The sequence below is a fragment of the Amycolatopsis pigmentata genome (genome assembly GCF_042684065.1).
In the GTDB taxonomy this organism is placed as follows: Bacteria; Actinomycetota; Actinomycetes; order Mycobacteriales; family Pseudonocardiaceae; genus Amycolatopsis_E; species Amycolatopsis_E pigmentata.
In genome coordinates this window covers 838,609-859,953 of the sequence record NZ_JBHUKR010000006.1, presented here as the reverse complement: position 1 = coordinate 859,953, position 21,345 = coordinate 838,609, and the positions used below count along the sequence as shown (strand labels likewise).

At 70.4% G+C, this 21,345-nt stretch carries 20 protein-coding genes and 1 pseudogene; 7 read left to right on the top strand and 14 right to left on the bottom strand.

Features of this window, described 5'->3' with window-relative positions:
* Window positions 1-46: 46 nt before the first annotated feature.
* The gene (locus tag ACFSXZ_RS11865) at window positions 47-937 is read left to right on the top strand and encodes a PAC2 family protein (RefSeq protein ID WP_378264332.1); all 891 of its coding nucleotides are present in this window, start codon (window positions 47-49) and stop codon (window positions 935-937) included.
* Window positions 934-2,079 carry an MFS transporter gene (locus tag ACFSXZ_RS11860; RefSeq protein WP_378264330.1) on the top strand — a complete coding sequence of 382 codons (1,146 nt, stop codon included), beginning with the start codon at window positions 934-936 and terminating at the stop codon, window positions 2,077-2,079. Before ACFSXZ_RS11865 ends, ACFSXZ_RS11860 begins: the two co-directional genes overlap by 4 nt.
* A 1-nt stretch (window position 2,080) precedes the next feature.
* On the opposite strand, the gene ACFSXZ_RS11855 is transcribed toward ACFSXZ_RS11860, so the two are convergent.
* The 8 genes from ACFSXZ_RS11855 to ACFSXZ_RS11820 all read right to left on the bottom strand — a co-directional run bounded on the left by ACFSXZ_RS11855 (window position 2,081) and on the right by ACFSXZ_RS11820 (window position 8,561).
* Entirely contained in the window at window positions 2,081-2,509 is a 429-nt protein-coding gene (locus tag ACFSXZ_RS11855; protein WP_378264328.1) for a VOC family protein, read from the bottom strand.
* 42 nt (window positions 2,510-2,551) lie between these two features.
* A complete protein-coding gene (locus ACFSXZ_RS11850; RefSeq protein ID WP_378264326.1) occupies window positions 2,552-2,983 on the bottom strand; it encodes a helix-turn-helix domain-containing protein in 432 nt (143 codons plus the stop codon).
* A gap of 60 nt (window positions 2,984-3,043) precedes the next feature.
* Entirely contained in the window at window positions 3,044-3,868 is an 825-nt protein-coding gene (locus tag ACFSXZ_RS11845; RefSeq protein WP_378264324.1) for a metallophosphoesterase family protein, read from the bottom strand.
* Between the two features lie 3 nt (window positions 3,869-3,871).
* Window positions 3,872-5,083 (bottom strand): MFS transporter, encoded by a 1,212-nt coding sequence (locus tag ACFSXZ_RS11840; protein ID WP_378264322.1) that lies wholly within the window; start codon window positions 5,081-5,083, stop codon window positions 3,872-3,874.
* The gene (locus ACFSXZ_RS11835; RefSeq protein WP_378264320.1) at window positions 5,080-5,667 is read right to left on the bottom strand and encodes a winged helix-turn-helix domain-containing protein; all 588 of its coding nucleotides are present in this window, start codon (window positions 5,665-5,667) and stop codon (window positions 5,080-5,082) included. The genes ACFSXZ_RS11840 and ACFSXZ_RS11835 overlap by 4 nt, the downstream gene beginning before the upstream one ends.
* Window positions 5,668-5,779: 112 nt before the next feature.
* Window positions 5,780-7,018, bottom strand: coding sequence for a cysteine--1-D-myo-inosityl 2-amino-2-deoxy-alpha-D-glucopyranoside ligase (gene mshC / locus ACFSXZ_RS11830; RefSeq protein ID WP_378264318.1), 1,239 nt, complete (start codon window positions 7,016-7,018; stop codon window positions 5,780-5,782).
* Window positions 7,019-7,078: 60 nt separating this feature from the next.
* Window positions 7,079-7,789, bottom strand: coding sequence for a GH25 family lysozyme (locus ACFSXZ_RS11825; RefSeq protein ID WP_378264316.1), 711 nt, complete (start codon window positions 7,787-7,789; stop codon window positions 7,079-7,081).
* Window positions 7,790-7,970: 181 nt separating this feature from the next.
* Window positions 7,971-8,561 (bottom strand): TetR/AcrR family transcriptional regulator, encoded by a 591-nt coding sequence (locus ACFSXZ_RS11820; protein ID WP_378264314.1) that lies wholly within the window; start codon window positions 8,559-8,561, stop codon window positions 7,971-7,973.
* Window positions 8,562-8,635: 74 nt separating this feature from the next.
* On the opposite strand from ACFSXZ_RS11820, the gene ACFSXZ_RS11815 reads away from it, so the two are divergent.
* Both ACFSXZ_RS11815 and ACFSXZ_RS11810 read left to right on the top strand, forming a co-directional pair.
* Window positions 8,636-9,964 (top strand): cytochrome P450, encoded by a 1,329-nt coding sequence (locus ACFSXZ_RS11815; protein ID WP_378264312.1) that lies wholly within the window; start codon window positions 8,636-8,638, stop codon window positions 9,962-9,964.
* Window positions 9,965-9,997: 33 nt separating this feature from the next.
* Entirely contained in the window at window positions 9,998-10,864 is an 867-nt protein-coding gene (locus ACFSXZ_RS11810; protein ID WP_378264309.1) for a GNAT family N-acetyltransferase, read from the top strand.
* On the opposite strand, the gene ACFSXZ_RS11805 is transcribed toward ACFSXZ_RS11810, so the two are convergent.
* Complete coding sequence (locus tag ACFSXZ_RS11805) at window positions 10,861-12,816, bottom strand: vWA domain-containing protein (protein WP_378264307.1); 1,956 nt, start codon at window positions 12,814-12,816, stop codon at window positions 10,861-10,863. The two genes, ACFSXZ_RS11810 and ACFSXZ_RS11805, sit on opposite strands and share 4 nt — an antisense overlap.
* Window positions 12,817-12,985: 169 nt before the next feature.
* Window positions 12,986-14,377, bottom strand: coding sequence for a sigma 54-interacting transcriptional regulator (locus tag ACFSXZ_RS11800; RefSeq protein WP_378264305.1), 1,392 nt, complete (start codon window positions 14,375-14,377; stop codon window positions 12,986-12,988).
* Window positions 14,378-14,478: 101 nt separating this feature from the next.
* Here ACFSXZ_RS11800 and ACFSXZ_RS11795 point away from each other — a divergent pair, with 101 nt between their 5' ends.
* The gene (locus ACFSXZ_RS11795; RefSeq protein WP_378264302.1) at window positions 14,479-15,273 is read left to right on the top strand and encodes a hypothetical protein; all 795 of its coding nucleotides are present in this window, start codon (window positions 14,479-14,481) and stop codon (window positions 15,271-15,273) included.
* Between the two features lie 8 nt (window positions 15,274-15,281).
* Here ACFSXZ_RS11795 and ACFSXZ_RS11790 read toward each other — a convergent pair whose 3' ends face one another.
* Window positions 15,282-16,313, bottom strand: a complete 1,032-nt coding sequence (locus ACFSXZ_RS11790; protein WP_378264300.1) for a ferrochelatase — start codon at window positions 16,311-16,313, stop codon at window positions 15,282-15,284.
* Window positions 16,314-16,386: 73 nt separating this feature from the next.
* Window positions 16,387-17,263: pseudogene (locus ACFSXZ_RS11785) on the bottom strand (aldo/keto reductase).
* Window positions 17,264-17,375: 112 nt separating this feature from the next.
* Between ACFSXZ_RS11785 and ACFSXZ_RS11780 the strand changes: the two are divergent.
* Window positions 17,376-18,077 (top strand): TetR/AcrR family transcriptional regulator, encoded by a 702-nt coding sequence (locus ACFSXZ_RS11780; RefSeq protein WP_378264298.1) that lies wholly within the window; start codon window positions 17,376-17,378, stop codon window positions 18,075-18,077.
* 9 nt (window positions 18,078-18,086) lie between these two features.
* On the opposite strand, the gene fabI is transcribed toward ACFSXZ_RS11780, so the two are convergent.
* Together fabI and fabG are read right to left on the bottom strand one after the other, a co-directional pair.
* The gene (fabI, locus tag ACFSXZ_RS11775) at window positions 18,087-18,854 is read right to left on the bottom strand and encodes an enoyl-ACP reductase FabI (RefSeq protein ID WP_378264296.1); all 768 of its coding nucleotides are present in this window, start codon (window positions 18,852-18,854) and stop codon (window positions 18,087-18,089) included.
* A 46-nt stretch (window positions 18,855-18,900) separates the two neighbouring features.
* Window positions 18,901-19,605 carry a 3-oxoacyl-ACP reductase FabG gene (gene fabG / locus ACFSXZ_RS11770; RefSeq protein WP_378264294.1) on the bottom strand — a complete coding sequence of 235 codons (705 nt, stop codon included), beginning with the start codon at window positions 19,603-19,605 and terminating at the stop codon, window positions 18,901-18,903.
* 360 nt (window positions 19,606-19,965) lie between these two features.
* Here fabG and ACFSXZ_RS11765 point away from each other — a divergent pair, with 360 nt between their 5' ends.
* Window positions 19,966-21,312 carry an MFS transporter gene (locus tag ACFSXZ_RS11765; protein WP_378264292.1) on the top strand — a complete coding sequence of 449 codons (1,347 nt, stop codon included), beginning with the start codon at window positions 19,966-19,968 and terminating at the stop codon, window positions 21,310-21,312.
* The last annotated feature ends 33 nt before the right edge of the window (window positions 21,313-21,345 follow it).

Genomic DNA, 21,345 nt, shown 5'->3' with positions numbered 1-21,345 from the left:
CCAGGCTACGGTCTCCCGCGCGGGCTGTGGGTCGTAGTCTGGGCGGGTGAGCGACCCAGCCGATTCGACCCAGGTTTCCGACGACTCCCGCCCGGTGATGGTAGTCGCGTTCGAGGGATGGAATGACGCAGGTGACGCGGCCAGTACGGCCGTCGAGCACCTTCAGCTGAGCTGGGATGCCAAGCCACTCGCCGAACTCGCGCCCGACGACTATTACGACTTTCAGGTGAGCCGCCCCACTGTCCGGATGGTGGACGGGGTTACGCGGCGCGTCGAATGGCCCACCACCCGGCTGTCGGTGTGCCGCCCGCCCGGCTACGACCGTGACGTCCTCCTGGTGCAGGGCCCGGAGCCGAACATGCGGTGGCGCGCGTTCTGCCAGGAACTGCTGGAGCACATCGAACAGTACGAGGTCTCCACCGTCGTGACCCTCGGCGCGCTGCTCGCCGACACCGCGCACACCCGGCCGGTCCCGGTGACCGGGACGGCCTACGACGCGGAGGCGGCGGCCAGGTTCGGCCTCGAGCGCAGCCGCTACCAGGGCCCCACCGGCATCGTCGGGATCCTCCAGGACTTCTGTGTGCAGGCGGGCATCCCGGCCATCTCCATCTGGGCCGCGGTGCCCCACTACGTCTCCCATCCGCCCTCGCCCAAGGCCACCCTGGCCCTGCTGCACAAGCTCGAAGACGTGCTCGACGTCGAGGTCCCGCTCGGCGCCCTGCCCGAACAGGCCGAGGAGTGGCAGCAGACGGTGAGCGAGATGGCCGAAGAGGACGAGGAGATCAGCGACTACGTCCGCTCGCTGGAAGAGCGCGGTGACGCCGAGGTCCAGATCTCGCTCGAAGAATCCAGCGGTGACAAGATCGCCGCCGAGTTCGAGCGCTATCTCCGGCGCCGCAGGCCGGGTCAGGAGGGCCCGGGGCCGGCAGCGCGGTGATCGGGCGCGCGCCCCTCTACCTCGGCGGGATGCTCGGGCCGTTCGGCGCGGGCGTCGTCGCGGCGATGCTGCCGGAACTGAGCCGGAGCTTCGACGTGTCCACGACGGCCGCGGCGACCTCGCTGACCGCCTACCTGCTGCCGTTCGCGCTGGTCATGCTGGTGTCCGGCACCTTCGGCGAGCGGTGGGGGCCGAGCCGCACCATCCGGTGCGCCTATGCCGGGTATCTCGTCGTCGCGCTCGCCGCCGCCGTGGCGCCGTGGTTCTGGCTGTTCCAGGTCAGCCGCGGACTGCAGGGGGTGGCCAACGCCTTCACCACGCCGCTGCTGCTCACCAAGCTCGCCGCCACGACGTCCAAGGAGCGTCTCGGCCGCACGCTCGGCACCTACGGGGCGTTGCAGTCGATCGGGCAGACGTCGGCGCCGCTGATCGGCGGGCTGGCCGCGGAGGGCTCGTGGCGCTGGGCGTTCGCGGGCATCGCCGCCCTGTCCGCGGTGCTCGTCCTCAGCCCGCTGCCACCCGACGCTCCGACGCCGAGCGAACCGGCGCGGCTCCGGGACGCATGGCAGCCGGGAGTGCTCTCGGCCGGTGTGGTGATCTTCGTCGCCTCGGCGTGCATGATCGGGCTCACGTTCCTGGTCGCGTTCCGCCTGGACGACCTGTTCCGGTTCGCGCCCGGCATCCGCGGACTGGCGCTGACCGCCTGCGGGGTGGCCGGGTTCGTCGCCGCGCGCCCGGCGGGGGCCGTCTCGGACCGGTTCGGCCCGCGGGTGGCGGTCCGCGCCGGCATGCTCGTCGGTGCGATCGCGGTGGCCGTGATCGGCGTGTCACGGTCGTCGCCGGTCCTGATCGCGGCCTGGGCCCTGGCCGGGGTGTGCGGCCAGCTGGTCCTGGTGGGGACCAACGCCTCCGTGCTGACCGGTGGGGCCGGCGGGCGCGGCGGGGCCATTTCCGTGGTGACCGCGCTGCGGTTCCTCGGAATGGCCGTCGCGCCCGCGGCCTTCACCGGGCTTTACCGGCACGACCCCGTCCTGGGTTTCCTCGTGCCCGCCGTGATCCTCGCGCTGACCGTGCCGCTCGCCGCCCTGTCCCGCCGGACCGGCCGGGCCCGGGAGCCCACTGGGGCCGGGCGGTCCGGATAGGTCAGCCGAAGTCCGCGTTGAGCTGCGCCAGCCGCAGGTGGTTACCGGACGGGTCGCGGAACCCCACGTCGATCCCGTAGGGGCGCTCCTCGGGCTCGTCCTCGACGAACTCGACGCCACGGGCCTTCATTTCGGCGAAGGCCTTTCGGCAGTCGTCCGTGGTCAGGAAGACGGTACCGGCGAAGCCCTTCCCCATGAGTTCGCTGACCTGCTTGGCGGTCTCGTCGTCCATCACCGGCGGACCGGGGATGGCCATCAGCACGATCGAGACGTCCTGCTGGCCGGGCGGGCCCACGGTGAGCCACCGGAAGTCGCCCATCTCCGGCATCGTGACGTCGCTACGGACCTCCATGCCGACCTTGTCCCGGTAGAACCGGAGCGCCTCTTCCTGGTCGTGCACCCACAGCTGGGTGTTGGCAATCGCGATCATCGAGTCTTTCCCTTTCCCTGATCTCGTTGCCGGCAACGCTAATCAAGGCGCCCCGCTGCGGTCTTCTCGAAACGTCCGGTGTTGCGGACGGCTGTAGGCCCGCAGCACACAGGACGGCACCTGCGCGAAGGTGGACGCCGGCGGGAAGGCCCGGCGGTACTCCGTCGGCGACATGCCGTACATCCGCCGGAAGCTGGTGGTGAACGAACCGACGCTCTGCAGCCCGACGGCGACACAGATATCGGCGACCGAATGGTCGGTGTGCCGCAACAGCGCCGCCGCCCGCTCCAGCCGCCGGGTGAGCAGGTACGCGTGGGGCGACTCGCCGAACGCGCGCCGGAACTCCTGGCTGAAATGGGCCCGCGAGAGGCCGGCCGCGTGAGCCATGTCGTCCACGGTCAGCGGCTCGCGGTAACGCGCGTCGGCGAGATCCCTCGCCCGGAGGAGGTGCCGGGCGGGCGGAACGGAGGTCATGCCGCCAGTATCCCCGGCCGTCTCGTCTCGACGAGCCGGAACAGCGGGAATGCGGGCAGGTCAAAGGATCTTGCGGAGCGGGACGGGTCCCCGGGCGCGCTTGCGCCACTCGCGGGGGTAGCCGAGCGAGACCTCCTCGAAGCGGACGCCGTCGGCCTGGGTGGTACGCGGGATGTGCAGGTGACCGAAGACGGCGACCTCGGCGCGGTACCGGAGATGCCAGTCGGCGGTCCGCTCGGTGCCGCACCACAGCGCGAACTCCGGCCAGTACAGCGGCGCCGTGGGATGGCGGTGCAGCGGCCAGTGCGACATGAGCACGGTGCCGTGGTCTTCGGGAATCGAGGCCAGCCGTTCCTCGGTGATCTTCACCCGCTGCGCGCACCATTCCTGACGACTCGGATACGGGTCGGGGTGCAGGAAGTATTCGTCGGTGCACACGACGCCGGCCTCGCGCGCCTGGCCGAGCGCCTCGTCCAGGGAGACGTCCTCGGCCTGCGGCGTTCGCCAGCTGTAGTCGTAGAGCAGGAACATCGGGGCGATGGTCAGCGGACGCTCACCGTGCCGCCAGACCGGGAACTCGTCCTCGGGAGTCAGCACGCCAGCGTCACGGCAGCGCTCCACCAGGTACCGGTAGCGCGCCTCGCCGCGCAACTGAACCTCGTCCCGCGTGGTCGTCCACAGCTCGTGGTTGCCCGGCACCCACACCACCGTGGCGAACCGTTCCCTCAGCGTCGCCAAGGTGGACACGACCGCCTCGGTCTGCTCGGCCACATCCCCGGCGACCAGGAGCCAGTCGTCGGGAGACTCCGGCCGGATGTCCTCGACGATCGGGCCGTTGCCTTCGTGGGTGACGTGGAGGTCGCTGGTGGCGAAGAGACTGGGCACGGTTCAACGGTAACCAGTCCGCGCCCGAAGGCCGAACAGGATGATGAGCCCGCCGGCGACCCCGAACACGGCCTGGGCGTTGAGCAGCACGGCCGGTCCGGTGTAGGCGGCCACGGCGCCGGCGCCGACCATGCCCGCGACCTGGAACACCGCCTCGCCGGCGAACAGGCCGGCCATCGCCCGCCCGGTGCGTTCCGGCGGGATGGCGAGCTGGACCACCGACATCAGCCCGGCGTTGAGGACCACGATCGGCGCGCCTACGACGACGAACAAGACGACGTACAGGCCGAACGACGTGGTGACGAGCGGGGAGTTCCAGATGACCGCGGCCAGCACGCCGAAGGCGAGCGCGCCCCAGCCGAACAGCTTTCCCGGCGAGGCCCGGCGCGCGAGCCACGCCAGGCCGAGCCCGGCGGCCATCCCGCCGACGGCCTGCACGCCCCGCAACAACCCGACCTCGGCGTCGCCGCCGCCGAGGGTCCGGGTCACGAAGACCACGAACAACACCACGAACATGCCCTGCCCCACCGACATCGGCATCAGCGCCGACCACACCACCCGCAGGCGGCGGTCCCGGCGGATGTCGGCGAAGCCGTCCAGCCAGCCGCGCCAGGGCGAATCGGAAAGCGCTTTCCCGCCGGCTTTCCCGGCACTGTCACCAAGCCGCGCCACCAGCAACATGCCCGCCACCGCGAGCAGCACCAGATAGAGCACGACCAGCTCGCCCAGTCCCCCGAACCCGAGTACCGCGCCCCCGAGCGAGCTTCCGGCGAGCCGCGCCACGCTGCTGTTCATGCCCATCAACCCGTTGGCCGCGGTGAGCCTGTCCTCACCCGCCAGCGAGGGCACCAGCGCGTTACGCACCGGCTCGTACAGGGAGGCGAGTGCGGCCTGGGCCACCATCACGACGTAGACCACCGCCAGCGGGCCGGTCTTGCCGACGGCGAGCAACGGCAGCGAGACCAGTGCCTGCCCGAACGCCACGCCGCACAGCAGTTTGCGGCGATCCCACCGGTCGGCCAGGACGCCCGTGAGCGGGCTGAAGACGACCATCGGCACCAGTCCGGCGACCATGGTGAAGGCCGTGGAGGCCGCCGAACCGGTCACCTGGAAGATGAACACCGGCAGCGCCACCTGCAGCATCCACTCCGCCGTTTCGGCGAGCAGGCTCGCCGTCCACAGCCGGGCGAAAGCCCGCTCCCGCAACAGGTTCACGAGGCCGGCTTCCCGTGCGCCTCGATACGGGGGAAGGCGCGCCAGTTCGCGTGCACCGTCTTCGCGTCCTCCGGCGCGTCCTCGCGGATCGTGGCGACGTAAGGCCGGCTCATCGCGTCGATCGCCTCGTTCAACTCGGCGAGTTCCGCAGCCGTCACGCGAAGTGAATAGCTGTTCAGGGTGGACGCTGACTGCCACTCGTCCGGGAGCTCCGCCAGGGTGTCGACGAAACGCTGGGTCAGGACGTCGTCCTCACGGATGCTCACCGAAAGCGCGGCGAGCTGGGCCGCCCGGACCGCCGGATCCCGGTCGATGTCCCCGAAGTCGAGGCCGACCGGGACGGCCCGCCACGGCCGCTCCCGCGCGTCCGTCGCCTCGACCCGTTCCACGAGGCCCCACTGGGCAAGCTGGCGAAGGTGCCAGCTGCAGTTCGACGCGGAGGAGTCGACCGCCTCGGCGCACTCGCTGGCCGTTCGCGGGCCTCCCGACAGCAGGTAGCTGAGCAGCGAAGACCGCAACGGATGAGCCAGGGCACGCATCAGCTCGGCGTCACGGATCCGCCTGCGCGGCGGCAGTTCCGGCATCGGCTCCCCCAATCCTGAAAGGTTTCTTTCAAAAGAACTCTTTCAGGATTGCCCGCGTGCTGTCAATACGACCGCGGTGCGGTATAGGTCGTTATACGACCGGATCAGAGCGTCAGAGCGCGATGCCGAGGAGAGCGTCGACCGCGTCGCGGATCAACTCGGGCGCGGCGGGGTCATCGCCGTCACGGCGCAGGGCGTCGCCGACCCAGGCGTCCAGCGCGGCCAAGGCGTTGGGCGTGTCCAGGTCGTCGGTGAGGTGGTCACGCAGGCGCGCGATGGTCGGTTCCGCCGGTGGGGCGGCGGACAGCGAAACCGCCTCACGCCACCGGGAAAGCCGTGCCTGTGCCTGCTCCAACAGGGCCGGGCTCCACTCGCGATCCGCCCGGTAGTGACCGGCGAACAGGGCGAGCCGGATCGCTCCCGGGTCGACGCCGTCGGCGCGCAAGCGCGAGACGAACACGAGATTTCCGCGCGACTTCGACATCTTCTCGCCTTCGAGCCCGATCATCCCGGCGTGCACGTAGTGCCGGGCGAACGGGTGCGTGGCGGTCAGGGCCTCCGCGTGCGCGGCACTGAACTCGTGATGCGGGAAGATCAGGTCCGAGCCGCCGCCCTGCACGTCGAACTGCATGCCGAGCCGGTTGACCGCGATGGCGCTGCACTCGATGTGCCACCCTGGCCTGCCGGGTCCCAGCTCGGAATCCCAGGACGGCTCTCCGGGTCGCGCGCAGCGCCACAGCAACGCGTCGAGGGGGTCCCGTTTGGCCGCCCGGTCAGGGTCGCCGCCACGCTCTCCGAACAACCGCAGCATCACGTCGCGGTCGAAGCCGGACTCGTAGCCGAACCGGCCGGTCACCGCGTGGTCGAAGTAGATGTCCGGGTACTCGGGGTCGTCCGCACGGTAGGCGGCGCCATCGGCGAGCAGCTTCGCGATCACCTCGACGATCTCGGGGATGCTCTCCACCGCACCGACGAAGTGCCGCGGCGGCAGCACCCGCAGTGCCTCCATGTCCTCCCGGAACAGCGCGGTTTCCCGCAGCCCCAGCACGATCCAGTCGTCGTGGTCGCGTTCGGCGCGCTCGAGCAACGGCTCGTCGATGTCGGTCACGTTCTGCACGTAGTGCACGTCGTGCCCGGAGTCGCGCCACAGCCGGTTCACCAGGTCGAAGGCCAGATACGTCGCGGCGTGGCCGAGGTGAGTCGCGTCATAGGGCGTGATGCCGCAGACGTACATCCGAGCCGTCTCCCCCGGTGCGCTCGGCCGGACCCGGGCGGTGGCGGTGTCGAACAGCCGCAGGGGCCGCGGTGTGCCGGGCAGACGGGGCAGGGTGACCGAGGACCATGTGCGCATGGTCCCCACCCTAAGCGCCCGATCACCGTGCCATCCCGGTTGGTGGGATCGAGCGGGGGCCTATCCGGTCGTGGTGAAGGCGCGGAGTTGCGCGAGGGAGCCGTAGAACGAGTCCTGGTCGCCGGGCAGCGGGCCGGTGGTCCCTGACTGCCAGAAGGATGCCTGCCACCCTCGCGGAGTCTCGCCGATGCTCCGGGCGTACCGGGCCAGCCACAGCGGGTGATCCGCGGCGAAGGCGGTGCTTTCCGCCGTGCAGGAGCGCCACCACAGGGTCGTCGTGTAGATGATCGGCTCGTGCCCGGTCAGGCTCTTGAGTTCGGTGCTGAAGTCCCGGATCCACGCGACCATCGCCGTGGGGGTCATGCCGTAGCAGTGTGGCAAACCGTCGGTGTCCTCGAGGTCCACCGTGGGGGGAAGGGTCGCGCCGTCGACGTACCACTTGCCGTAGTTCGCGTGGAGGAAGTCCGCCTGCGCCGCGCCGCTGGAACGGTCCGGGCGGGCGTAGTGGTAGGCACCCCGCACCAGGCCGGCCGCCTTCACCGCCCGGAACTGCTGGAGGAAGACCGGGTTCACGTAGCCGGTCCCGAGGGTCGCCTCGACGAAGGCGAAGGCCGCTCCGTTCGCCTTCGCGGCGGCGAAGTCCGGGAGCTTCTGCCAGGCACTGATGTCGAACCCGGTCAGCGTCTGCATGGCGCTCGCGCCGGGCAGCACCGCGAACACCGAACTTGTCATCAGGGTGAGCACGACCAGAATTCGCCGCACGATCGTCATGGCACCGACGCTAGGTCACGCCGGCCGCGTTGCTCCCCGGTCCACAAAGGAACCGACCGATCGGGCGACCGTTGAACGGGTAACCGCTTTCTGGAGTCCACAAACGACTGTCGTGATCGGACCGGGAGTCAAGGCTTCGGTCCACAATAGACCGGAAGGCGTGACCAGGCGGGCCCCGGCGTCACCGTGGTTCGGGCAGGGAAGCCGTCCACATGGCCGACAGCCCGGCGCTCAGCTCCGCGGAGGTCGGCGCGCCGTCGGGGTCGAGCAGCCACTGGACGGACAACCCGTCACAGATCGCGATCACGAAGCTGGCCACCGCCTTGCAGCGCGGGTCGCCGGGAGCCGAACCGTCACCGAGCGACTCGGCCACCAGCGCGGCGACCTTCTCCCGGCATCGCCGGTACTGCTCGGCGAACTGTTCCCGCAGCGACACCGTCCGCTCGGCCTGCGCCAGCGCTTCGACATAGGACAGCAGGAGGTTCCTCGTGGCAGGCAGGCTGTCGAGCATCGCCGCCCAGGCCCGCCGCCCGCGCTCCACCGGAGTGGCCGCGGGATCGGCCATCGCGATCGCGGCGAGCTTGTCGGTCCACTCCTCGAACACCTCGCCGATGGCGGCATTGAGCAGTCCCGCCTTGGACCCGAAGTGGTAGCCGATCGAGTGCAGGTTGGTGCCCGACGCCGCGACGAGGTCGCGGGTCGTGATGTGCGCGTAGCCCTTCTCCTCGAGCAGCCTCCGCGCGGCCGCGAGCAACTCTTCCCGATGGCTCACAAGGCAAACCCTACTGGACAGGCGGTCTTACACGCGCGTATAAAAAGGGGGTCGCATCTCGCGAGGAGGTTGGCTTGACCACCAGCGCACCGTCCCGCACCACGACCGCTCCGCTCCCGCCCGGCCCTCGTGCACCGATGGCGGTCCAGACGTGGCTGTTCGGCAACTACCGGCAGAGGTTGATGCCCTTGCTGCGCCGCCGGTACGGGGACGTCATCCGGTTGTGGCTCTATCCCGACCGGCACGTCGTCCAACTCGCCGACGTCGAGCACATCCGCGCCGTCTTCGCCGGCCCCGCGAAGGTCTTCCACGCCGGTGAGGGCAACTTGGTCCTCAAACCGGTGATGGGCGAGCACTCGGTCCTCATCACCGACGAGGACGTCCACCTGCGCGCCCGCAAACTGCTCATGCCCGCCTTCCACGGCGCGCCGCTGCGGGGCTACCGCGACATGATCACCGAGCTGACCGAGCAGGAGGTCTCCCGGTGGCCCGCCGGGCGGGTGTTCCGCTCGCACGAGCGGATGCGGGTGCTCACGCTGGAGATCATTCTGCGCGTGGTCTTCGGGGTGGCCGAAGGCCCGCGGCTCGACGAGCTACGGCAGCGCCTCGCCCGTGTCGTGGATGTCGGCATTCTCGACCTTTTCGGCTGGCACAACGAAAAGCTCCGCCGGTACGGGCCTTGGCGCCGCGCGGCGGACAACCAGCTACGAGTGGATCAACTCGTCTACGCCGAGATCGCGGAACGCCGGCGCGCTGACGATCTCGCGGACCGCACCGACGTGCTCTCCCGCCTGCTGAGCGTGTCCGCCGATGCCGACGGCCTCACCGACGCGGAGCTGCGCGACCAGCTCGTCACCCTGCTGCTCGCCGGACACGAGACCACCGCGACCACCCTGGCCTGGTCCTTCCACGAACTGGCCCGTGACCCCCGCCGGCTCGCGGCCGCCACCGAGGCGGCCGACGCCGGGGACGAGAAGTACCTCGAAGCCGTGGTCAAGGAAGCCATGCGGCTGCACCCGGTGATCTCCGAAGTGTCGCGGAAACTCACCGAGGACATCGAGATCGGCGGGTACCGGATCCCGGCCGGGTTCACCGTGATGCCCTCGATCGCAATGGTGCATTTCGACGACGAACGGCATCCCGATCCTCAGCGCTTCCGGCCCGAGCGCTTTCTCGACGGCGGGCCGGACACAGGCTCGTGGTTCCCGTTCGGCGGCGGGGTCCGGCGTTGCCTCGGCGCGGGATTCTCCTTGCTCGAAGCCACGATCGTGCTCCGCGCGGTGCTCTCCCGCTACCACCTCTCTCCCGGCCGTCACCGGCCGGAGCGGGGACGGGCGCGCAACATCACCACCGTTCCCGCGCACGGCGCCCGCATCTCGGTGACCCCACGAGAAAACCGCTAGCCCGCCCGGACCCGCCCGGTGTTCGATCGCCGGATGACGATCGTGTCGCGTACCCCGGCCGTCGACGGGCTGGGCGAGGCCGTTGGTGCGCTGAGGGAATGGCAGTACGACGGGGCACCGATGCAACTGCATCCGGGAGATCTCGGCTGGTTCTGGCGGTTCGGCGCGGAGGCGACCGCCGCGGCGGTCCGGACCTGGAGCCGGGACGGACGGATTCTCGCCGTAGGACTGCTGGACAGCCCCGGGCTGTTACGGCTGACGACCGCGCCGGACGCCCTGCGGGACGAGGAGCTGGCGCACCAGCTGGTCGAGGACGTGACCGAGCCCGAGCGCGGAGTACTGGCCGAGAGAAAGGCATCCGTCGAGGCGCCCACGGTCGCACTCATCCAAGATCTGCTGTCCGCAAACGGCTGGAGCGCCGACGAGCTGTGGACGCCGCTGCGCCGCGACCTCACCGAACCGGTGCCAGACCCCGGTGTCCGGATCGAGGTCGTCGGCCCGGAGCACGCGCGGGTGCGGGCCACCGTGCAGCGGGCATCGTTCGACGGGTCGACGTTCACGGACGATCGCTGGCACGCGATGGCGGCCGGACCGGCGTACGCGGACGCCCGGTGTCTGGTCGCGTACGACGACCAGGCCACCGCGGTGGCGGCGGTGACGGTGTGGTCGGCCGGTCCGGGGAAGCCCGGATTGCTCGAGCCCATGGGCGTGCACCGGGACCACCGCGGTCACGGCTACGGCAAGGCGATCACCGTCGCCGCGGCGGCCGCGCTCAGGGAGCTGGGCTCGTCGAGCGCGATCGTCTGCACCCCGAGCGCCAATGCCGGTGCCGTCGCGACCTACGAGTCGGCCGGTTTCCAGCGGCTCCCGGAAGTCCGGGATCTGTCTCGGGACTCCTAGCGGCGGGTCCGGAGGTAGTCGCCGACCACGGCGGCCCCGAGGCCGTCGAGGTCCGGTGCGACGACCCGGCCACCGGACCGGCGCGCGATCAGGTCCACGAAGTCGGCCAGCCGCGGGTCGTCGCCGAGGCGGAACACCGTCACGGACGCGCCCAGCTTCGCGATTCTGTCCACTTCGGACAGTGTCTTGTAGAGGGTTTCGCGCCGGGGCGGGTAGTCGAAGACGGCTTCACCGTCCGCTTCCAGGTGGGCGGTCGGCTCCCCGTCGGTGACCATCAGGACCACCGGTTGCGCGTCCGGGTGCCGGCGGAGATGCCGTCCGGCCAGCAGGAGGGCGTGGTGGGCGTTGGTGCCCTGTTCCCACGCCCCTTCCAGGCCGACCAGTTCCTCCAACTCCACCGAGGCGGCGTAACGGCCGAACGTGACCAGTTGCAGCGCGTCGTTGCGGAACCGGGTGGAAATCAACTGGTGCAGGGCCAGCGCGGTGCGCTTCATCGGCAGCCACCGCCCCTCCTGCACCATCGACCACGAGGTGTCCACGCACAGCGCGACCGCGGCCCGCGACCGGTGCTCGGTCTCCACGACCTCCACATCGGACACGTCCAGGCGCACCCGGCCACCGCCGGCCGAAGCCGTGCGGAGCACCGCGTTGCGCACCGTGCGCGAGACTTCCCACGGCTGCATGTCGCCGAACCGCCACGGTCTGCTGGAGCCTGTCGGCTCCCCCGCCGCACCGGCCGACTCCGTTTCGCGCTCCCCTGCCTTACCCCGCAACGCGTTCACCACGTCCGCGAGCGCGGTCTCCCCGAGCCGCCGCAAAGCCTTGGGAGACAGGCGAAGCGAGCCGTCGGGCGCGCGTTCGAACAGACCCTGCCGCCGTAGTTCGCGCTCGAGTTCGGACAGTCGCCGCGCGTCGACCCCCGCGTCCTCACCGAGCTGCCGGCGCAGGGCCTCCATGTCGATGTCCTCCAGCCGCGCGCCCGGGTAGGACTGCGCGAGCTGCTCGGCGAGCGCGTCGAGTTCGGCGAGATCGCTCATCGCCTGAGCACCCTCGCCGAGCCCGAGCGGGTCCTGGCCGCGGAAGCGTGCCGAAGAAGTCCAGTCCTCGCCCGGCCGCAGCGCCCGGAGTTGACTGTCCAAGGTGGACAGTTGCTGAGCGAGGCGCGGATCGCCGAACGCCTGCTGCGCCAGCTCCATCAGCTCGGCACGCTGCTGTTCGCTCATCGAGTTCATCATCCGCTGAGCGGCCGCGGCACGGGAGGCCAGCGCGTCGATCAGCTCGTCGACGTTCTGCGGGTTCTCCGGGAAGAACTCGCCATGGTTCCGCATGAACTCGGCGAACCGCTCGTCGACGTCGTCGGCACCCTGCGCGTGCGCGGCGAGCAGTTCGTTGAGATCGGTGAGCATCCGGTTGACGCGCTCGACATCCTGCGGCGTGGTGCTGCGCAGCGCGTCCTTCATGCCCTCGAAACGGGAATCGAGCATCTCACGCCCGAGCAGGTCACGGATGCGTTCGTAGTTCTCCCGTCCCTGTTCCGACTGCCACTCGTAGGAAGCCAGCTCACGCACGGCCGCGGCCGTACCCGGCGGGAGCGCGTCCAGCTCCGCTTCCCGGAACCGCGCCTCGTCCGACGGGTCCGGGAACAGCGTGCGCCGTTCCGCCGCCAGCGCCTCGTCCAGCAGACGTTGGACCTCTTGCAACGTCCCGTCGAGCCGGTGCCGCCGCTGGATCTCCGCGCGTCGCTGCCAGACCCGGCGGGTCAGTTCGTCGAGGCCGGCCGTGTTCCGGGTGCCACGCCGCAACAACTCCTCCAGCGCGGAACGCGGCGAGGACCCGCCCATCACGTCCTGGCCGATCTCGTCCAGCGCGTCGCGCAGGTCGATCGGCGGCGCGAGCGGATCCGGGCCCTCGTGCCACGGCCCGTAGGAATAGCCCTCAGGTACCTGTGTCATGGCAGCCCCTCCGCAACTTTGCGCGCTTCCGCAATCGCGTCGACAGGGCGCTCCTTACGAACCCAAGTCGCGCCATCGAGCGGGGCGCCCTGCCGCCACGCTGGCGGGCCTACCGGCACAACACGCGCGTTGTGGTCACCCTGACTGCCGCGCCTCGACAAACTAGGTGTCATGGTCCATACACCGTGGTCGCGTCATCGGTGTCCTTGGCCAGCTGGCGGGCCAGGTAGAGCGACTCCAGGGCCAGCTCCACCGCGGCCGCGATCCGGCCGGGCGGGTCGCCCGGCGAGACCCCGGCACGGCTCGCCACCTCGTGCAGGACCGGGAGTTCCGGCAACGCCGAAAGAAGATCCGTCCCGGGCACGCGTTCGCCGGTGGCGACGAGATGCCCGTCGGCGACCGCCTCGACCAGCGGGCGCAGGTTGAGCCCGCCGAAGGTGTTCCGGGCCGTTTCGGCGACCGCCCTGCGGAGCAGGTGCACCAGGTGCTCGTGCTCGCGGCCCTCCTCACCGGGCTCGAACTCGATCTTGCCGCGCAACACCGCCGGCACCGAGTCCAGGTCCACCGGGCGGGCGACCGCCGGCTGCTCGCCGGTCAGCGCGGAGCGCCGGAGCGCGGCGGCGGCGACGGTTTCCGCGGCGGCCACCGCGAACCGGGCGGACACACCGGAACGCTGGTCGATCACCGTGGATTCGCGCAGGTTGCGCACGAACCGCGCGAGCACCTCCAGCAGCGGGTCGCCCACCTCGGCGACCAGCTTGGACTCCTGCCGGACGACATCGACCTCGGCCTCCACGTCCAGCGGGTAGTGGGTGCGGATCTCCGCGCCGAAACGGTCCTTGAGCGGGGTGATGATCCGGCCGCGGTTGGTGTAGTCCTCCGGGTTCGCGGTGGCCACCATGAGCACGTCCAGCGGGAGCCGCAAGGTGTAGCCGCGGACCTGGATGTCGCGCTCCTCCATCACGTTGAGCAGCGCGACCTGGATCCGCTCGGCGAGGTCGGGCAGTTCGTTGACGGCCACGATGCCCCGGTGCGCCCGCGGCACGAGTCCGAAGTGGATGGTCTCGGGATCGCCGAGGCTGCGTCCTTCGGCGACCTTGACCGGGTCCACGTCGCCGATCAGGTCGCCGACCGACGTGTCGGGTGTGGCGAGCTTTTCGGTGTAACGCTCATCGCGGTGCCGCCACGCGACCGGCAGGTCGTCACCGAGTTCGGCGGCCCGCCTGCGGGACGCGGGGGTGATCGGGTCGAGGGGGTGCTCGCCCAGTTCGGAGCCTTCGATGACCGGGGTCCACTCGTCGAGCAGTCCGGCGAGGGTGCGCAGGAGGCGGGTCTTGCCCTGGCCACGCTCGCCGAGCAGCACGATGTCGTGGCCGGCCAGCAGCGCGCGCTCCAGCTGCGGTATCACGGTCCGCGAAAATCCGACGATGCCCGGCCAGGGGTCACGGCCCGCCCGCAGGGCGGTGAGCAGATTGTCGCGGATTTCCGTCTTCACTCCGCGAGGCCGGTAACCGGCCTCGCGGAGCCCGCCTGCGGTGCGGGGAAGGAGTTCGGGGTTCACCCCTACGAAGCTACTTATCCCGGCCGGGATCGTCGACGTGGAGCGACTCCAGCCCGCCGCACGCGGGCCAGGTCGGCGCTCCTGCCGTATTCTGAATCCTCGTGTGCTGCCCCAGTGCGACCCTGACCGTCTGGACCTCGGCGTGGCTTTCCGGCGCCGCGGCGCCGGACGACGTCCTCGACGCCCTGCTGGCCTGGGGCGAGGCCCACGAAATCGTGGCGGCGGACGCCGAATCGGCGACCACGTTCGGCCTCCCGCTCGCCGGTGACTACCCGGTCACTCCGGTGCAGTTGCTCGCCGCGTTGCGCGCCCGCCAGTCCGCCGGCGCGCAGTTGGTCCTGCCCGTGCCCGGCGATGTCCGCGGGCTCGGCGGGGGCGGCCGGTTCACCGAAGCCGCGCTCCGCGCCGGTGAGGCCATGCTGCTGCCCTCGCTCGGTTCCGGCCTCGTCCCCGAGCCCATCGCGGAGGGACTCGTCCGCTGGTCCATGTACAAAGTGGACAGTCCCGCGACCGCGGGGTATGTCGGGCTGGCCGAGGCCGAACACGCGCTGACCGACGCCATCCGTGACTCCGCGGGCGCGTTGAAGGCCCTCGACATCGCCTCCGATCGCCCCGGCGTACGGGCCGAACTGTCGGCCTGGCACAAGGCCCGGCCCAAGCTCGAGTGGCCGCCGGGCACGCCGGGACGCGCGTTGCGGGTGTTGCAGCGGGCCGAGGAGGTGGGCGCGATCATCGCGCTGGCCCAGGCCGACGACCCCGGGGGTGCGCTGTCCGCGTCCGCCGCGGCTCGCCGGGCAGACGCGCTGCGCCCGCTGGGCGAGGCCGTGCGCGTGGCGCGCTTCGCGGCCGTCAACGAGGCCGTCCGCCTGCTCACCGAACACGACCGTCAGCCGTAGAAAACGAGCTAGCTGGGACGCTTCGCGGGCTCGCAACAACGGGCCGCGCACGTCTCGCCGTTGACCGTGCATCCCGCCGCCGGAAAGCCCGACAGCTTGCGCGGCGCCGCCCCGGCCACGTGCTCGCGGACGAGTTCGGCGACCAGTTCGGCGAACCGGGGATCCGCGCCTGGCGTCGCCACCCTGGCGAAGCCCATGCCGAGTTCGGCGGCCCGCTCGGCGGCTTCGTTGTCCAGGTCCCAGATGACCTCCAGGTGGTCGGACACGAACCCCACCGGGCACACCACGACCGCGGTCTCGCCCCGGGCGTGCAGGGCACCGATGTGGTCGACGATGTCCGGCTCCAGCCACGGCACGCGCGGCGGGCCCGACCGGGACTGCCACACCAGGTCGTAGTCGGCCACCCCGGCCTCGGCCGCGACCAGCCGGGCGGCCTCGGCGATCTGCCGCGAGTACCGTCGCCCGCCTTCCTCCGGCGGCCCGGCCGCCAGATCGGCGGCTTCGGGCACCGAGTGCGCGGTGAACACCACGCGCGCCCCCGCCAACCCCGCGCGAGCGGCCCGCAAGCCGTCCGCGAAGGCGCCCACGAACAACGGGTGGTCGAAGAACTGGCGCAGCTTCACCAGTTCCGGGGCGTTCGCCCCGACCGCGGCGCGTGCCCGCAGGATGTCCTCGTCGTACTGACGGCACGCCGAGTACCCGCCGTAGGCACTGGTGGGAAAGACCAGGGCCCGGCGGACACCGTCGGCCGCCATGCGGGCCACGGTGTCCTCCACCATCGGGTGCCAGTTGCGGTTGCCGAAATAGACCGGCAACTCGATGCCCTGGCTCGCGAACTCGCTCTCCACCGCGGTGATGGCCGCCCGGTTGAGCCGGTTGATCGGCGAGACCCCGCCGAAGTGCAGGTAGTGCTCGGCGACCTCGGCCAGCCGTTCGCGCGGGACACCCCGCCCGCTCGTCACGTTCTCCAGGAAGGGCATCACGTCGTCCGGCCCCTCGGGGCCCCCGAACGACAACCACAGCAGCGCGTCGTAACTCACGACCTCATCCTGCCGTCGTGACCCCGCCCACATGTCTCAGGGGCATCCGGCCGCCGTTCGGACCTGGCGGTGCTCAGCGGCGGCTCTTCGCCGCGGCCGCGTGCGCGTCGAGCGTGGACTGATGTGGCTGGTCGAGGACGGCTTGTGATTCGTCCACGAGACCGGTCAACTGGGCCACCTCGGCGTCGGTCAACGCGGGCGCGATGTCGGCCGCCGCGACGTTGGAGCGCAGGTGGGCGGGATTCTTCGTGCCGGGGATGACGACCACGGCGGGCGAGCGGCGCAGCAGCCAGGCCAGCGCGACCTGAGCGGGGCTCACGCCGAGGCGCTGTGCGGGGCCGGTCAACTCGGCGTGACCGGTGAGCCGTCCGGAGGCCAGCGGAAAGTAGGGGACGAACATGATGCCGTGGGCTTCGCAGTCGGCGAGGACCCGAACGCCGCTGCGGTCGAGCAGGTTGAAGCGGTTCTGCACGGCCGCGATCGGCGTCATCTCGCGCGCGGGCCAGCATCTCCGGCGAGGCGCCGGACAGCCCGATGCGACGGACGAGTCCTTGTTCGCGAAGGTCCACGAGAACGCCGAGCGAGTCTTCCAACGGGACGTCGCTCGGCGGCGCCGGACCGTCGCCACCAAGCCGCAGGTAGGTCAACTCACTGGTGTCCGTGCCCAGATCGGCCAGTGCCTCATGGACCTGGTGACGGACGGTGTCCGGGTGGTCGGTGATGATCCACGATCCGTCCGGGCCGCGTCCGGCACCGACCTTGTTGCCCACGATCACGCCGTCCGGGAAGGGCCGCAACGCTTGTCCGATCAGCTGGTTGACCGTTCGCGGCCCGTAGGCGTTCGCGGTGTCGAAGAACGTCACGCCCAGCTCGACCGCGAGGCGAAGCACTCGGCGCGCCGAGGCGGGGTCGTCCGGGAAGCCCCACACATTCGGCCCGGCGAGCTGCATGGCGCCATACCCGACACGATTCACTGGCCTGCTCCTTGCCGTATCGTTGCCACGCCTAATTGCGTAGCACTGTTCGAAGCATTGATACGCGAAAGGACGTAGCATTGCAACGGTGGACGACGCGAAGAGCCGCACCCGGCGGCAGATCATCGAGGTGGCGGCCGAGATCCTGGAACGAGAAGGCGCGCGGGCGGTCTCCACCCGCTCGGTCGCCTCGGCGGCCGGTATTCGCGCGGCCTCCCTGTACCAGTACTTCGGAGACAAGGACGGCCTTCTCGCGGCCCTGGCCATCCACGGTTTCGACCTTTACCTGGCCGAAAAGCAGACACTGACGCGCACCGACGACCCGGTCGAGGACATGCGCCACGGCTGGGACAGCCACGTCGACTTCGGCTTGCGCCGTCCGGCCTTCTACCTGCTGATGTACGGGACCAACCACCCCGGCAGCCGCCCGGTGGCCGCGGACAAGGCCAATGCGCTGCTGCGCGGGTTCCTCGACCGCACCGCCGCCGCGGGACGCCTCCGGGTCCCGGCCGCCCTCGCCGCTCAGCTCTCCCTGGCCGCAGTCACCGGCGTCACCCTCACGCTGATCGGTACCCCAGCCGGGGCACGCGACCCGGAACTCTCCCCGAGGATGCGCGAGGCCCTCCTCGGCGCCCTCATCGCCGACCCGGACCCGGTCACCAGCCCCGGGCTCGCCTCTCGTGCTCTCGCCCTCGACGCTGCTCTCACCACCACCGGCGAGAGCAGCCTTCCCCTTCGTCCAGCCGAAACAGCCCTCCTGCGTGACTGGCTCGACCGGCTCGCCCGCTGATCCCCTCGGTCAGAGGCCGAGGGCGTGGACGCCGCCGTCGACCCAGATCATCGAGCCGGTGGTGGCGGGCAGCCAGTCGGAGAGGACCGTGCAGATGGTCTTGGCGACCGGCGTCGCGTCCTCGGCCTTCCAGCCGAGCGGCGCGCGGTCTCCCCAGCCGCTTTCGAGTTCGCTGAAACCGGGGATCGACTTCGCCGCCATGGTCTTCACCGGCCCCGCCGCGACCAGGTTGACGCGGACACCGTAGGGACCGAGTTCCCGGGCGAGGTACCGGTTGACCGACTCCAGCGCGGCCTTGGCCACGCCCATCCAGTTGTAGGCGGGCCACGCCACACGAGCGTCGAAATCCAGGCCCACCACCGAAGAGCCGGGACCGAGCAACGGCAGCGCCGCGACCGCGAGCGACTTGAACGAGTACGCCGATACCTCGACCGCGACCGACACGTCCTCCTTCGGCGCGTTCAGAAACGGCGCGCCCAGGCAGGTCTGCGGCGCGAACGCGATCGCGTGCAGGACCCCGTCGAGGCCGTCGACGTGTTCGCGCACCCGGTCGGCGAGGGTGTCCAGGTGTTCCTGGTTCTGCACGTCCAGTTCGATCACCGGCGCGGGCTCGGGCAGGCGCTTGGCGATCCGCTCCACCAGCGACAGCCTGCCGAAGCCGGTGAGCACCACCTTCGCCCCTTCTTCCTGCGCCACCTTCGCCGCGTGGAACGCGATCGAAGCGTCGGTGATGACACCGGTGATCAGCAGCCGCTTACCTTCGAGCAGTCCGGGCACGCTAGTCCTTTCGGTTCTTCGGATCGGGAGGGAAAGTCCGCCAGTGTCAGTGGCCCATGCCCAGGCCACCGTCGACGGGCAGCACCGCGCCGTTGATGTAGGCCGCGTCGTCGGAGGCCAGGAACCGCACCGCACCGGCGATCTCGGACGGCTCGGCGAACCGGCCGGCCGGGATCTGGGCGAGCGTGGCGGCTCGCTGATCCTCCGTGAGCGCGTCGGTCATGTCGGTGACGACGAAGCCGGGAGAGATCACGTTGGCGGTGATGTTGCGCGACCCCAGTTCCCGGGCCAGGGACCGCGCCATGCCGATCATCCCGGCCTTGCTCGCGGCGTAGTTGACCTGCCCGGCACTGCCGGAGAGCGCGACCACCGAGGAGATGAAGACGAAGCGGCCCCACTTCGCCCGGAGCATCCCGCGCGAAGCGCGTTTCGCCACCCGGTAGGCCCCGGTCAGGTTCGCGTCGATCACCCGCGTGAACTGGTCCTCGCTCATCCGCATGAGCAGGGTGTCCTCGGTGATCCCGGCGTTGGACACCAGCACCTCGACCGGCCCCTGGTGCTCCTCGACCTGCTTGAACGCGGCGTCGATCTGCTCGGTGTCGGTGACGTCGGCCTGCACGCCGAACAGTCCGTCCGGCGCGCCGGAACCGCGGTGGGTCACCGCGACCGCGTGCCCCGCGTCGGCGAGCCCCCGGGCGATCGCCAGCCCGATGCCGCGATTGCCGCCGGTAACCAGAACGGACCTTCCCACGTGCCACTCCTCGCGCTTGTGCTTCTCACATGCTCCGCGCTGAGGTTAACCGCTGGCCCCGGGACCGGCATCACCCACGCCACTACCGGAGAGTAATCGTCCCCGGTCAGGGCGAAGGCCGTCCGGAGAGGACTTGCCGGTAAGCCTGTCGATCGTCGAATGTGCTGGGGAGACAGTCCGCAAATCGTCAGTTGTCTGGTCAAATTACCGGCCAGACGCGCCACCCGAAGGTAGCCGATCTTGGGGGCAGGGCTCTACCGGCTCAACGAGAGTAGGGCGCTCCAGGTAGGCCCTGGCCACAAGATCGGCTGGGCGCGTTCATCAAAAAAATACTGAGACCACGGACGAAGGAGTCAGCCGATGACGACAGAGGCAGCCGTGCCCGCCCCGCACGGGCGGGTGGTCAGCAACATCCTTCGCGGCTCGATCGGCAACCTGATCGAGTGGTACGACTGGTACGCCTACGCCGCGTTCAGCGTGTACTTCGCGGCCACCTTCTTCCCGAAGGGCGACACGACCGCTCAACTGCTCGACACCGCGGGCGTTTTCGCGGTCGGGTTCCTGATGCGCCCGATCGGGGGGTGGATCCTCGGCCGCTACGCCGACCGCTTCGGCCGCCGCGCGGCGCTGACCCTCTCGGTCACGCTGATGGCCGCGGGATCCCTGCTGATCGCGCTCACCCCGGGCTACGGCTCGATCGGCCTCGTCGCGCCGATTCTGCTGCTACTCGCCCGGCTCGTGCAGGGAATCTCGGTCGGCGGTGAGTACTCGACCTCGGCCACCTACATGTCCGAAGTGGCCACCCGTTCCCGGCGGGGCTACTACTCCAGCTACCAGTACGTCACCCTCATCGCCGGTCAACTGGTCGCGCTGGCCGTGCAGATCGTGCTGCAGCAAGTCCTCACTCCCGCCGAGATGGCCGGCTGGGGCTGGCGGATCGCCTTCGGCATCGGGGCCCTCGGCGCGCTGATCGTGCTGTGGCTCCGGCGGGGCATGGACGAGTCGGAAAGCTTCGAAGCCGCGAAGAAGGCCGACCGCCACGGCAGGAACGGGACGATCCGGGAGCTGGCGCGCCATCCCCGCGAATTCGCCCTGGTGCTGGGCCTGACCATGGGCGGCACGCTGTTCTTCTACACCTACACCACCTACCTGCAGAAGTTCATGGTCAACACCAGCGGGATCAGCAAGCCGACGGCCGCCTGGATCAACTTCTGCGCGCTCGTGGTCTTCGTCGTCCTGCAACCGATTTTCGGCGCCCTGTCCGACCGCGTCGGCCGCCGCCCGATGCTGATCGCCTTCGGGGTGCTCGGCACGCTGATCACGGTGCCGTCGCTGACCCTGCTGGCGCACACGAAGAACCCGGTGGCCGCGTTCGGGCTGATGACCGTCCCGCTGGCGGTCAGCGCCGCCTACACCTCGATCAGCGCGGTGGTGAAGGCGGAGCTGTTCCCCACCACCGTCCGTGCCCTGGGTGTCGGGTTGCCGTACTCGCTCGCGGTCGCGATCTTCGGCGGCACGGCCGAATACATCGCGCTGTGGTTCAAGCAGGCAGGCCACGAATCCTGGTTCTTCTACTACGTCACCGCGGTCGTGTTCGCGTCACTGCTGGTCTACCTCAAGATGCGGGACACGGCGACGACATCGTGGATCAACGCGGACGCCACCGCCGAGCACGGCGCCGCTCTGCCCCGGACCCAGCCCGGGTAACCTTGCGCGGGAAGAGAACGACGAGTGGCGAAA